The sequence below is a fragment of the Arthrobacter sp. NPDC056493 genome, assembly GCF_042795115.1.
GTDB lineage: Bacteria > Actinomycetota > Actinomycetes > Actinomycetales > Micrococcaceae > Arthrobacter.
On the sequence record NZ_JBHTSL010000012.1, the window covers coordinates 53505 to 66294 of the forward strand.

Genomic DNA, 12790 nt, shown 5'->3' on the forward strand with positions numbered 1-12790 from the left:
CCCCGGAAATCCCCACCGGGCCGACAGAGCGGAGCTCGTGGCCGGTCTCGTGAGCCGCAGGAGCTCTGACTCGGGAAAGAAATATCCAGCCTGGATGTTCAACTGAAACAGGGTCTGAGAGGGCCTGCCGCACGGTGAATATATCGGGTAACTTTGACGAAGGACTCTGGCATAGGCGCCGTCCTCCTACCCACCCCTTTGAACGGATCCGCTCCCCCATGTCTTCCGCCCTGCCCCTGCCTGCGCCCAAACGCTTCCCGCTCGCCGCGATGCTGGTCCTGGCCACCACCGGCTTCATGGCCATCACCACCGAGCTCCTGACGTCCGGCCTGCTGCCCCAGATCAGCGAGGGTCTCGACGTGTCCGAGCCTGTGGCCGGCTACCTCGCCGCCGCCTATGCCGCCGTCATCGTGGTTACCGTGATCCCGGCCGCACGGCTGCTGGCAAGGGTCCCGCGGAAGACCCTGCTCGTCTCACTCGTCCTGACCTTCGCGCTGAGCAACGTGCTCGTCGGCCTCGCCCCCAACTTCGCCGCGGCCATGGGCGCCCGGCTCGTCGGCGGCCTGGCCCACGGCCTGCTCTGGACCACCATGGCACCGTTCGTCTCCCGGGTGGTCCCGGCCGACAAGGTGGGCAAGGCCCTAGCCATCGTCTTCAGCGGCAACAGCCTGGGCATGGCCATAGGCGCTCCGGTCGGCACGGCCCTCGGCACACTCCTGGGCTGGCGCGCGGCCTTCCTCTTCCTGGCCGGCTTCGGCCTGCTCCTGACCGGGCTGGCTCTCTGGCTGCTGCCCCAGGTCCGCCGGATCCCCGACGCCGTTCGCCCCTCCATGCGCAAGGCCATCGCCCAGCCCGGCGTGAAATCCGTGGCCGTCGCCTGGCCTTTGCTGGTCCTGGCCCACTTTGCACTCTTCACCTACATCGCGCCGTTCATCCGCGAAGCCGGCCTGCCCGACTACGCCATCAGCCTCTCCCTCACCGTCCTCGGCGCCTCCGGCCTCATCGGCATCTGGATCGCCGGCGTCACCGTGGACTCCCGGCCCCGCCGTTCGCTGCTGATCACGACGGCGGCCATCGCCGTCGCGATGCTCCTCCTCCCGCTGGGCGGCGGCACCATTCCCGGAGCCATGGTCCTCATGACCGTATGGGGCGCCGGCCTGGGCGCGATCGGCATCTACAACCAGGCCGCCATCCTCCGCGCCGGGGGCGACTACCGGGATGCCGCGAACGGCCTCACCGTCCTGACCATCCAGCTGGGCATCACCATCGGCGCGCTTTACGGCTCCGCCGCCCTGGTTCTGGCCGGCCCGCTCGTGGTGCCGGTTGCCGCTGCGGTGCCGGTCGTCGTCGCCTTTGTCATCGCGCTGGCCGGCAAGCGGCACGCCTACCCGGCCGGCCGCAAGGAGCGCGGCTGGTCCGAGCCGGAAGCCGCGGAGCCGGCGCTCCAGCACTGACTAGGGCCCGGCATGCTGGTTCCCTGCAGCGGGTTTGTGGACACCGCGGAGATTTGGACCTGCACCTGTGGTTTTAGCGTTCGGACAACAGCGCCGATGGAGAATTCGCCATGCTTTGATCTCCTCGGGACGCACAAAGACCGCAGGTCTTGCGCATTAACCTCGGCCCCGAAATAACAGCCCTCCGAATTCTACTCCGCGGAGTTCACTATCGTTTTTTCGTCGATAATGCGTCATCTGGCCGATCGCTCAGGTTTTGATCAAGGTTTCCGCAGCATTCGCTAAAGAAGCAGGATCTTGAGTTTTGGCTAGTGGAGAATAGTTTTGCCGGGTTCGGCCATGGCAGTACTGTCACGGTCAAAACGCATGAACGGCACGGTAAAGCTCGGTCGCCTTGAGCATCCCCTACTGGGTTCATAAAGGGTGATCTTTTCCATGGGGGATTTAATCGGGTGAGTGAAACTCTGAACTTCGGGGCTCCTTATGCTTGGCTCTCGCGGCTGTGGCGGAGGAGGTACGCCGCCAGCAGGCGCTGCGCCACCAAGGGTCATACACGCGGTAACAGCTACAGCTATGACGGCAGCGTCTAGCGAAGTGTCGCTCCGACAACCGCCACCATTCCCGCCATCGTACCGGGCATGAATGCCTAGCTGCGTACTGGTCTGTCACTCGCACCGACAGTCGGGCCTCAGAACGGCCTGTGGAGAACGCGGTTGTAGTTCTCACATCAATGTGAGGCGCATGCTCCGGAAGTCCTGCAATCCGTCGCCCGCCAGCTGGTCATTGTGGAGGGCAACACAAATACCGGCCCGCGAGGGTCTGAACAGCATCAGAAAAAGGGGAAAATATGTCCGACATCAAGAATGACACAGCATATTCAGCATTGCCTGAGCAGCCGATACACCGCGTCCGGATGGTAGAGGAAAAGCGCAAGAACGGCGTCGGCGTGGCGGCCCTCGTCGTGGGTATCGTCGCCGCAGTATTCAGCATCATTCCTCTCGTAGGAATGATCGCTTTCTTCCTTGGTCCGGTCGCCATCATTCTCGGCATCATTGCGTTCTGCCTTAGGAATCGGAAAAAGGGAATGGCAATCGCTGGATTCATCCTTGGCGTCGTCAGCCTGATCGTCGCCGGAATAGTGACTGCGGGCGTCAGCGCTGCCGCAAAGTCCATTGACGAAAGCATCAATGCCGAGCACACCGTCCAGTACGTCGTCACTACGTCAGGTCCGGCCAGCGTTTCGTACTGGACGCCGGGCGGAACCTCCACGGAAGACATCACGGCCGGATGGAAGAAGTCCATCACGTCGAAGGAATTCAACATCACGAGCATCTCGGTCACCGGCAGCTTCAGTGACGCTTCCGCCGCCGTGACCTGCGAGATCCTGATCGACGGCAAGAGCGCAGGAAAGAACACGGGCAAGGGCACCGGTGCCCACGCTTCCTGTTCAGGAAACACCTGGCAGAAGTAGATCTGCGATAGGGCTGGTACCGGGCGCTGAACTGTCAGCCGGTACCAGCCCTTTCACGTCTGACTGTCTCGTCCCCCCTCGATGCGCAGGCCGTCGCCCAGCCCGGCGTGAATCTGTGGCCACCGCGTGGCCACTGCTTGGCGTCGGGGATCACGAAATATTGGCAAGGAGTACCCCTTTTGAGTAATCCCACACGCGCTGACGCGCCAACGGAAACGATCGCAGCCCAGGATAACCAGCCCGAGCCCCCTGCCGGCACGACTGCCCTCCCCGTTCCGGACCGGGCGGCGGAGTCCGTTGAGCTCCAGGAACCCCCGACGAAGGTTTGCCCTAAATGCAGCGTGCAAACGCAGACCGCTGGCAGCTTCTGCCCCCATTGCGGTGCTAGCTATGCTGGCGGGCGCAAGTTCCCGAAATTTAGCAAGCGAATAGTTCTCATTGCTGTCGGAGTTCTGATTGTTGTCATCGCTGGATTCGCGATCGCGCTTAGCATTCAGCACAACGATCAGGTGAGTGCAGAAAAGGCTGCTGCGGCCGCAGCAGCAGACGCTCAGAAGGAACGCGAGGCCGAGGAAGCCCGAGCCTCGGCAGCTGCCTCGGCATCCGCGGCTGCAAAAGAAGAAGCTGACTCTGCCGAGCGAGCGAAGCGAACTGCTATTGTCGCAGCGCTGGAGGAGTCCGTTCTGAAGGACGCAAAGTCCCGCGTCGACAAGGGTGTCCTCGACGGACCCATTAAACGCGCATCTTGCACGCCGCTGGGCGGAGGGTCCACAGACGATCTGACTGCAATCACGGGTACCTTCGAATGCATTGCCGTCAACAAAACCGAAGCAGATGGCTCAGAGTCCGGCTACCGCTTTTCCGCGACAGCCAACTGGAACGAAGCCAGTTACTCCTGGCACCTCGGCAGCTGATTTCTGCCCGCCCAGGCATGCACGCCTGAAAACGATGGGGTCGATGCAACGAACGGCGACCCCATCGTGTTCGCAAGGTTCCTATTGAATACGGCTCGTCCGAGCCGAGCGCGCACTCGAAGTAGGAGGCCGGCATGCCGGCCTCCTTTTATGCTCAAATCCTTCCTTCCCGGCTCACATCCCGGGCATCAGCCCCAGCTGCCCCATCATGGAGGCAACGTCCGGGTGGGCGCGGAAGGAGACGATCTTTCCGTCCCTGACGGAGGCGAAGTACGTCCCGGACCCCACCACCGACTTACCCGTGGGCGGGATTTCCTTGTCTCCCATGTGCAGCGGCCCGGTGTTGGTGCCGGTGAATTCGATCTCCGCCGCCACCTCGTCGTCGCTGACCACCCTTCGAGTGGTCCTGGCGTGCATGTCCGGGAACGCCTCGAACCATGCGTTCATGTAAGCCTGGACCTCTTCCCGGGTGCGGAAGGGTGCAGGGGCCATCACGTCCTCAAAGGTGAAATCATCGGCCAGCAGGCCGGCGAACGCCGCCGTGTCGTGCTGGTCCCAGGCCGCCATTCCGCGGTCGTCGAGCTGCTCTACTTCAGCGCGTGACATCACACATCTCCTCCTTGAAATGTCCTGATGCGCCTCATCGTAGGCCGACGCGGGCCATAGTCAACGCCCAGTTGCTAAGGCCGAATTGGGGACGGGTCACCCGACCCTGTTCACATCACCGTCGGCCTGTTGGGACGTTCCCCGTGCGCAGCCTGTGCGGCCTCGTAGCTGCTGTCGAACGGGAGCGTGTCCATCTCCAGCAGCGGGTTGTGGTCCTGCGTCGCCACCAGCTCGCGGGCGGCCGCTTCGGAATCCACGCTGGGCATGGAACCGGGGAGGTGCCGCTTCGCGGATTCCGGCAGGAAGTAGATGGCAACCGCGGCAATGGCCGACGTCCCCATGAGGTAAAACGCCGGCATCAGGTCGTTACCGGTCGCCTGGATGAGCGCGGCGATGATGAACGGGGCGGTGCCGCCGAAGATCGCCACGGCGAAGTTGTAGGCGATGCCCATCGCGGAGTAGCGGTGCGCCGTGGGGAACAGAGCCGGCAGCGCCGACGCGAGAATGGCAACGAAGAACGCCACCGGAAACGCGATCATCGCCAGGCCGGCGAGCGTGGCGGGAACGGTTCCGACGGCGATCAGCAGGAACGCGGGGAGCGCAAGCACCACCGTGCTGACTGCCCCAATCCAAAGCACCGGGCGGCGGCCGATCCTGTCCGAGAGGCGGCCCGTCAGCGGGATACAGAGGGACATGACCACCAACACCGGAACGGTGAGCAGCGTCCCGTGGATCTCGTCGTACCCCTTGTTGGTGGTCAAGTACGTCGGCATGTAGGACGTGAGGGCATAGCCCACGGTGTTGCCGGCGGCCACGAGGATCATGGCCAGCACGATGTGGCGCCAGTGGTCCTTGAAGATCCCGACCGGGCCGACGGGACGGAGTTCATCTCCGGTCTCGTGGTGGGCGGCGGCCACAGCCTCGGCCTCCTGGGTGGCCTTGAAGGCGGGCGATTCCTCGATCTTCATGCGGAAGTAGATGGCGACGGCGCCGAGCGGACCGGCGATGAGGAACGGGATGCGCCAGCCCCACGCCTCCATCTGTCCTTGGCCCAGGATCAGCTGAAGGGCGGACACCATCCCGGCACCCAGCGCGAAGCCGAGGTAACTGCCCATGTCCAGGAAGCTGACGAAGAACCCGCGGCGGTGGTCCGGCGCGTGCTCGCACACGAACGTGGTGGCACCGGAGTACTCACCGCCGGTGGAAAAGCCCTGGATCAGCTTGGTGATCACCAGCAGCACTGCCGCCCAGATCCCCAGCACCGCGTAGCCGGGAAGCAGGCCGACGACGAACGTCGCCGCGGCCATGATCAAAAGAGTCATGGCCAGGACCTTCTGGCGGCCGATCTTGTCGCCGAGCCAGCCGAAGAAGATGCCGCCCAGGGGACGGGCGATGAACGTGGCGCCGAAGGTTCCCAGCAGAAACAGATTCTGCACTGCCCTGTCCGCTTCGGGCAGGAACACCGGGCCCATGGTGGTGATCAGGTAGCCGAACACGCCGACGTCGTACCACTCCATCGTGTTGCCCACGATGGTCCCGCCGAGCGCTTTCCGCAGCGTGCGGTGGTTGACGACGTTGACGTCGGACACGCGCAGCCGGCGCTGCTGCAGATGGGGCTCTGTCATGGCTCGGTCACCGTTCCTGTCTTTCGGACCGGGCACGCGCCGCCGTTCGGCCGGCACCCCCAATCAGTGCCCAACTCTCCGACCATCTTCCCACCGGCCAACTGACGCAACAACGAAAAACCGCAACCTCTGCAGGTATCCGGGCAGCCGCCGTCAACCGCCCCGGGCCCTATCCCTCGCCCAAGCGGGTTGACGGGGACAGTCTCTTGCCCCGGTAACGCCGGAACCTACTTGGCAGGCGCGGCGCCGTCGGATAGCCCGGCGCTCGGCTGGGTCTGGCTGCCGGTTCCGCCCGCGCCGCTGCCTGCGTCCGATGCTCCGCCGGTGGGATCAGCGGGGCTTGACGGCTCCGGAGAGTCGGAAGTTGCCGGCGCCGTGGTTTCCGCACTTGGTGCGGGATCGTCCGTTTCCGTGGGTGCCGGCGTCGGTTGCTGAGCGGGGTCGGTGGCCGGGTCTGTCGTCGAATCTGTCGGCACGGTGGCGGGCTCCACGACGGGGGCGCTCGGAGTCGGCTTCGTGGCGGGGGCGACGTTGGTGTCCTTGGCGCTCGAGACGACGTGGAAGATGCCGGACTGGAGAGTGCTGGTGCCGCTCGAAAGCGCAAGACCGGTGGCTGACTGGATGCCAAGAATCGATCCCACCCCAAGGAGGAACATGATGGCTGTTCCGGCGATGGCCATCCCGGTCTTCCGTCCCCTGGCGGTTTCCATGTGGATCTGTGGGCCCGTTGTCCGGCCTGTATCCGTGGCGCGTCGGGGCAGAACGCGCATGATCTGCTCGTGGCTCTTTTCCAGCGAGGCGCGGAATAGCGGCAGTGCAACTGCCGAGATGACGCTGAGGACGAACGCACCGACCACGGTTCCCGCGAGGCCGAGGTGACCTCCGATGACAGCGGCCACCGCGGCGGCGGCACCGCCAGCGATGACCTGGATGGCGCTCAGGCCGAGGCTGTTCCCGGTTTGGCCGCCCTTGCCGGCGGGCACTTCAGTGTTGTTCTTGCCAGTTTTGATCATCTGTTCCAGCTTTGTCCGTGCAGCCAGGTCTGCGTCGATAGGTCACATGCCCGCCGCATGGGTATCCGGCCCATCGGCAGTGCAACGTTAAATTGACATGGATAGCCGGGAGTTTCCTGAACTTTCCGGGCAATGTAAGCAATGACACAGCCGGGGTGCCGGGGAAGGTGACCAGGCCGCCGTCGTCATGTCACGTCGTCGGGAAGTGTCCAGTCGAAGTCTCGAGGACGGAGATGACCGATGTTGTCTGGATCGAAGGCAAGAACCCTAAAGGATCCCGCGCCATGATCCACCATTCCGTCCGTGAATTGCATTCCGGACCACCCCCCCCATCCAGCACAGCCCGGGATGCTGTCGGGCATGGTCGACCTCATTCCGCGTCACGATCACCGATTCACCCCTGCTCTGAGTGCCTTTCGCCTCAAGATAGATCCGCTCGCCACCTCTGTCCGCGTGGGCATCGTAGGGACGATTCCAACGGGTATCTGTGACAGTCCAGCCGCGGTCCCGATAGTGACACATCAAGCGATCCTGTGCGGCGTCTTCAAGTGCCTTACGCACCTCAGAGTCCATCTGCAGCCCTTGGCCTCGTGCAACGGGCTGATCCTGCTCCTCAGGTAGGTCCAGGCGCGACGCCTCAGCAGTCTCAGGGTCCGGGCCATACAGAATTGCGTTCCTGCTGCCGCGTGGGTATTCGATCTGCGTTCCGACCAGGGCTTTGTATATTGGATGTCCCTCAGCCAGGACATGTCCGATGAGAGCCTTCTTTGGCCTCCCTGTCTTTACTTCCAGGACCTCGTAATCCGGATCGTGGAGTTCCGCGACCAGCACGACGTGACCTTCATAGTTGAGCGCTGCCCAGCGCTGACCGGCGATACTTTTCGGGTTTAGGAAGTAGTCGCCCCGGTTGTGCGCCCAGAGCTCCTCGGGTGTTGCAGCACTGTCGTAACCGTACCAATCACGTCCAAGTGGATCGTCGCCCTCTGCGATCGTTCGGTTACTGAGCTTGATGTTGATGACCATGAGTTGAGTATCGATGAGCCATGCCATTCGTCGCCCACGGTGGTGGTTGTGTCGGCTTGGCTCACAGCAAACTTTGAGGCTGCCCGATGAAAGAGCATTGGCTGAGGGCTTAATCGTCGCGGACTGCCGCGGCTCTTTACTCTGTGTACGCGGACGACGCCGGGCATGAGCTTGCGGACGACGCTCGCCTCGCGATGAGCTCAAGGGAGGTTTCCCGCGGTGGAAGTCAGTCGAGCTTCCTCCCTGGGAGCCTGAGCCACGCATGGCGCGGGATAATGGAAGCATGACCGATCGGGATCACGACAAGGATCTGTGGCAGGAGTTCGACAGGCTCCCACCCGCCGGGCCTGACCGTGTCCAGGGATTGCCGGGCGGACTGCCGCAGGGTTTTGGGTTCCGCACCGGCGTGCGCAGTGCAAAGGTGGCTCTCGGGTTCGCCGTGTACGCCCTGGCCCTTGGCACTGTGCTGGTCCTCACCGGCGCGATAGTGTTCATCGCCCAGGGGCACTGGCTAATGCTCGGGCTGATGGTGCTGATCGAGGCAGTGTTCATCTTGGCCTTCGTCCGGCTGGCACGGCTGGCCCGCAACCGGCGCTCTGCCCAGTAGCCGCGCCGGACGGTTGCGGCCTCCCTTCCGGCGGCTAATCGGTCACCGCGAACCCAGCCCGCGGATGATCCGCCGTTCCGTGGCCACGGCGATGGCTGCCGTGCGGTTGTCCACGCCGAGTTTCTCGTAGATGTGCACCAGATGGGTCTTCACCGTGGCCTCGGAAATGAACATCTCCTTGGCGATGGCCCGGTTGGACAGGCCCGTGGCCAGCCGCTCCAGCAGCTGCACCTCCCGCGGCGTGAGCGCGGGGGCAGGGCTGCTGATCCGTCCCATGAGCAGCGCGGCCACCCTCGGGGCGAGCGCCGTCTGCCCGGCCGCGGCAGCGAGCACCGCCTGCCTGATCTGCTCCGGCGGCGCGTCCTTAAGCATGTAGCCGCTGGCGCCGGCCTCGACGGCCGCGAGGATGTCGGCGTCGGTGTCGTAGGTGGTCAGGATGAGCACCGGCGGCGCGTTGTCCAGCAGCCGGATCCTTGATGTCGCCGTCACGCCGTCCATGCCGGCGCCCATCTGCAGGTCCATCAGCACCACGTCCACCCGCCCGCCGTGGGCGTTCAGCCGGGCCAGCTCCTGCAGCGCCGCCTCCCCGTGCGCCGCTTCGGCCGCCACGGAGATCCCGTCGAACTCCGTGAGCATCGCCCGCAGGCCCGCACACACCACGGGGTGGTCGTCCACCAGCAGCACCTGGATGTCCTCTGTCACGCCTGATTCTCCGAACCGTCGAGCGGCAGCCGGACCGCCACCACTGTTCCCTCGCCGGGCGCGGACTCCAGATCCAGTGAGCCGCCCAGCACGGCCACGCGATCCTGCAGCGAGCGCAGCCCGAACCCGCGTCCGTCGGGCCGCGGACCGGCAGGATCAACGCCGACGGGATCCAGACCGGCCGGGTCAAAGCCAACGCCGTCGTCGAAAATGTCCAGCGTCACCTCGTTGCCCAGGAATGCCAGGGTCACCACGGCCGTTCCTGCGCCGGCGTGCTCCCGCACGTTGGCCAGGCTCGCCTGCGCGGCCCGCAGCAGCGCCACCGTGTACGGCTGCGGCAGCTCAGCCGGCCCGCCCTCCACCTCCAGCCGGCACCGCAACCCGGAACCCCGGGCGGCGGCGAGCGCCCCGGTTTCGTCGCAGAGCCGGCGCAGCGCGTCCACCAGCGACGATTCCTGCAGCTGCGGCGAGGCCAGGCCGCGAACGAAATGCCGCGCCTCGGCCAGGTTTTCCGCGGCGGTCTGCTGCACCAGCGCCAGCCGCTCCCCTGCGGTGGCCGAATCTCCATCGCGCAGTGACTTCTCCGCAGCCCGGGCCACCAGCAGGATGCTGGACAGCCCCTGGGCGAGGGTGTCATGGATCTCCCGGGCGAGCCGTTCCCGCTCGGCCAGCACACCGGCGTCGTGCTGGGTCCTCGCCAGGTCCGCGCGGGTACGGCGCAGCTCATCGGCCGCGCGGCGCTGGTTCTCCGCATCCCGGTACAGCGCCCGGTACGCCAGGCCCGTCACCACCGAGAAGGCCGCGCCCACCACCGGCCCCAGCACCAAGGCGACATGCGGAACGGCCTGCCCGCTGGCCGCCCACTGCGAGGCGATCACCGCCGCCGTCAGCAGTGCGATGTTCACCAGGGCCACGGGCCGCGGCAGGACGTGCAGGTGCAGGAAGAACAGCGGGAACGCCAGCCAGGAGAAGTCCGCGCTGCCGGCCAGCAGCATCACCCACAGCACCGTGACGGTTCCCAGCCACAGCACCGCGTACCGCCGCGGGTCGAAGCCGGACGTGCCCGCGGCGAAGCGCTTCTCCACCAGCGTGCCGGCCAGGTAAACACCCGCCAGCACCGCCGCGAGCGCCGCCCAGCCGTAGCGGCTGCCATTGACACCGCCGCCCGCCAGCAGCCCCAGGGTGGCCACCCCGAGCAGGACGGCGAAGCCGACATGGAGGGTGACCTTGAGGAAAAGCAGGATCGCGGTCCCGGACGGCGGAGCAGACATTGTTTCAGCATATGCCGTGGATTTCCGGGCCGGATCAACCGATCGGTTGACTCCGGAATCAACCGCCCGTCCCGCGCGAATCATCCTTCTCCCCCATGTTGGCGGCAGGCCCACACCGGAGAGTGGATGCAGCGGCCATTCCACACGGCTGCCTCCGCCAACCGAAAGAAGTGTTCCTGTGTTTCTTGCCCTCCGCGACATCCGCTTTGCCAAGGGCCGCTTCGCCCTGATGGGCGGCGTTGTCGCCCTGATTACGCTGCTCCTGGTCATGCTTTCCGGGCTGACCGCCGGCCTCGGCGACCAGTCGACGTCGGCCATTGCCAAACTGGGCACCGGCACCGGCGGATCCCGGCCGGTGGACACCATCGTCTTCGGCGCCCCCGGCGCCGGCGAGCCCAAGGCGTCCTACACCGAGAGTGCGGTGACCGCCGGGCAGCTCGACGCGTGGAAGCGCGTCCCCGGCGTGGACGCCGCCGGGGCGGTCGGAATCAGCCAGGCCCGCCTGCAGGCCGGCGGTTCCGGCTCCGCTCCCGGCGGCACCGCGAACGTTGCGGTGTTCGGCGTGGCGGCCGACGGCGGGCTGGCGCCGGCCGCCGCCGCGCCCGGCACCGTGGTGATCGGCAGCACCGTGGCCAGGGACCTCTCGCTCACCGTTGGCGACACGGCCAGCGTCGGCGGCACCGACCTGACCGTCAGCGCCGTGGTGGAGGACCAGTGGTACTCCCACACCAGCGTGGTGTGGACCGCCCTTCCCGACTGGTCCCGGCTGGCCCACATCACCGACCCGCGGCAGCTGGGCACCGTCCTCGCCGTCACTTACCGGGACGGCACCCGCGTGGACGAGTCCGCGGGCAACACCGCCGCCCGCACCGTTACCGCGTCCCGCACCGGATCCTTCCAGGCCCTGGCTTCGTTCAAGAGCGAGAACGGCTCACTGCTGCTGATGCAGGCCTTCCTCTACGGCATCTCCGCGCTGGTCATCGTGGCCTTCCTCACCGTGTGGACCGTGCAGCGCACCCGCGACGTCGCGGTGCTGAAGGCCCTGGGCGGCTCCGGCTCCTACGTCCTGCGCGACGCCCTCACGCAGGCGGCGATCGTCCTGCTGGCCGGGGCCGGCACCGGCGGCGCACTCGGCATCCTGGGCGGTTCCTCCGCCGCCAAGGCCGCGCCGTTCCTGCTGACGCCCGCCACCACGCTGCTCCCGGTGCTCGGGATCATCGCCCTGGGCCTGGCCGGCGCCGCGCTGGCCGTCCGGCGCGTCACCAGGGTGGACGCGCTGATCGCCCTCGGCGGCAACTAACACCTCCCGCCCATCCCCAGCACTCGACAAAGGAAACCACAGCATGACCTTCACGTCCCCCGCCTCCCCGGCCCCCGCCGTCGTACCTTCCCCCTCCGATCCCCTCCCCCTGAATCTGGCCAATGTCACGCTCGAGTACCCCGACGGCAGCGGCACCGTCAAAGCCCTCGACGGCGTCAGCCTGGCGGTGCGGGCCGGGCAGATGGTCTCGCTCGTGGGGCCGTCGGGTTCCGGCAAGTCGAGCCTGCTGGCCGTTGCCGCCACGCTGACCCGCCCCACGGCCGGCCTGGTGGCCATCGGCGGCACCGACGTTGCCGGGATGCCGGACAGGGAGCTCACCGCGCTGCGCCGCGACAGGGTGGGCATCATCTTCCAGCAGCCCAACCTGCTCGCGTCCCTGACTGCCGCCGAACAGCTCATCATCGGCGACCATCTGCGCCGGAAGCCGCTCAGGGCCGCCCGCCGGAAGGCCGCGGACCTGCTGGACCTGGTCGGGCTCGGCCCGGACGCGGACAAGCGCCCGCACCAGCTGTCCGGCGGCCAGCGCCAGCGGGTGAACATTGCGAGGGCCCTGATGGGCAATCCCGGCGTGCTGCTGGTGGATGAGCCGACGGCGGCCCTGGACCACGAGCGCAGCGCATCGGTCGTCCGGCTGCTGCGCAGGGTCACGGACGAATTCCGGGTGGCGACGGTGATGGTCACCCACGACACCGAGTTCGTGCCGCTCACCGACGCGGTGGCCACGATGCGGGACGGCAGGCTCAGTGCGCCGGTGCCGGCGTGACAGTGTTCCCGTTCCCTACG

12 protein-coding genes are annotated in these 12790 nt (G+C 66.3%); 6 read left to right on the top strand and 6 right to left on the bottom strand.

The features are described from left to right. The first annotated feature begins 218 nt into the window (after positions 1-218). The 3 genes from ACFQ50_RS07640 to ACFQ50_RS07650 all read left to right on the top strand — a co-directional run bounded on the left by ACFQ50_RS07640 (position 219) and on the right by ACFQ50_RS07650 (position 3839). Positions 219-1454, top strand: coding sequence for an MFS transporter (locus ACFQ50_RS07640; RefSeq protein ID WP_377994922.1), 1236 nt, complete (start codon positions 219-221; stop codon positions 1452-1454). A gap of 913 nt (positions 1455-2367) precedes the next feature. Continuing rightward, positions 2368-2925, top strand: coding sequence for a hypothetical protein (locus tag ACFQ50_RS07645; protein WP_377994923.1), 558 nt, complete (start codon positions 2368-2370; stop codon positions 2923-2925). 341 nt (positions 2926-3266) lie between these two features. Continuing rightward, positions 3267-3839, top strand: a complete 573-nt coding sequence (locus tag ACFQ50_RS07650; protein ID WP_377994924.1) for a DUF2510 domain-containing protein — start codon at positions 3267-3269, stop codon at positions 3837-3839. 174 nt (positions 3840-4013) lie between these two features. Here the strand turns inward: ACFQ50_RS07650 and ACFQ50_RS07655 are convergent, their stop codons facing one another. The 4 genes from ACFQ50_RS07655 to ACFQ50_RS07670 all read right to left on the bottom strand — a co-directional run bounded on the left by ACFQ50_RS07655 (position 4014) and on the right by ACFQ50_RS07670 (position 8106). Beyond that, on the bottom strand, positions 4014-4445 hold the full coding sequence (locus ACFQ50_RS07655) for an ester cyclase (RefSeq protein ID WP_377994925.1): 432 nt from the start codon (positions 4443-4445) through the stop codon (positions 4014-4016). Between the two features lie 110 nt (positions 4446-4555). Further along, on the bottom strand, positions 4556-6070 hold the full coding sequence (locus tag ACFQ50_RS07660) for an MFS transporter (protein WP_377994926.1): 1515 nt from the start codon (positions 6068-6070) through the stop codon (positions 4556-4558). A gap of 227 nt (positions 6071-6297) precedes the next feature. Next, positions 6298-7083: a hypothetical protein gene (locus tag ACFQ50_RS07665; RefSeq protein ID WP_377994927.1), complete on the bottom strand. Its 786-nt coding sequence runs from the start codon at positions 7081-7083 to the stop codon at positions 6298-6300. 267 nt (positions 7084-7350) lie between these two features. Beyond that, the gene (locus ACFQ50_RS07670) at positions 7351-8106 is read right to left on the bottom strand and encodes a protein NO VEIN domain-containing protein (protein WP_377994928.1); all 756 of its coding nucleotides are present in this window, start codon (positions 8104-8106) and stop codon (positions 7351-7353) included. Positions 8107-8389: 283 nt separating this feature from the next. Between ACFQ50_RS07670 and ACFQ50_RS07675 the strand changes: the two genes are divergently transcribed. Continuing rightward, positions 8390-8713, top strand: a complete 324-nt coding sequence (locus ACFQ50_RS07675; protein WP_377994929.1) for a hypothetical protein — start codon at positions 8390-8392, stop codon at positions 8711-8713. A gap of 42 nt (positions 8714-8755) precedes the next feature. Here the strand turns inward: ACFQ50_RS07675 and ACFQ50_RS07680 are convergent, their stop codons facing one another. Both ACFQ50_RS07680 and ACFQ50_RS07685 read right to left on the bottom strand, forming a co-directional pair. Further along, positions 8756-9415: a response regulator gene (locus tag ACFQ50_RS07680; RefSeq protein WP_377994930.1), complete on the bottom strand. Its 660-nt coding sequence runs from the start codon at positions 9413-9415 to the stop codon at positions 8756-8758. Then, a complete protein-coding gene (locus tag ACFQ50_RS07685) occupies positions 9412-10686 on the bottom strand; it encodes a sensor histidine kinase (RefSeq protein ID WP_377994931.1) in 1275 nt (424 codons plus the stop codon). The genes ACFQ50_RS07680 and ACFQ50_RS07685 overlap by 4 nt, the downstream gene beginning before the upstream one ends. A gap of 178 nt (positions 10687-10864) precedes the next feature. Here ACFQ50_RS07685 and ACFQ50_RS07690 point away from each other — a divergent pair, with 178 nt between their 5' ends. After that, the gene (locus ACFQ50_RS07690; RefSeq protein WP_377994932.1) at positions 10865-11986 is read left to right on the top strand and encodes an ABC transporter permease; all 1122 of its coding nucleotides are present in this window, start codon (positions 10865-10867) and stop codon (positions 11984-11986) included. 43 nt (positions 11987-12029) lie between these two features. Beyond that, positions 12030-12770 carry an ABC transporter ATP-binding protein gene (locus ACFQ50_RS07695; protein WP_377994933.1) on the top strand — a complete coding sequence of 247 codons (741 nt, stop codon included), beginning with the start codon at positions 12030-12032 and terminating at the stop codon, positions 12768-12770. Positions 12771-12790 lie beyond the last annotated feature (20 nt).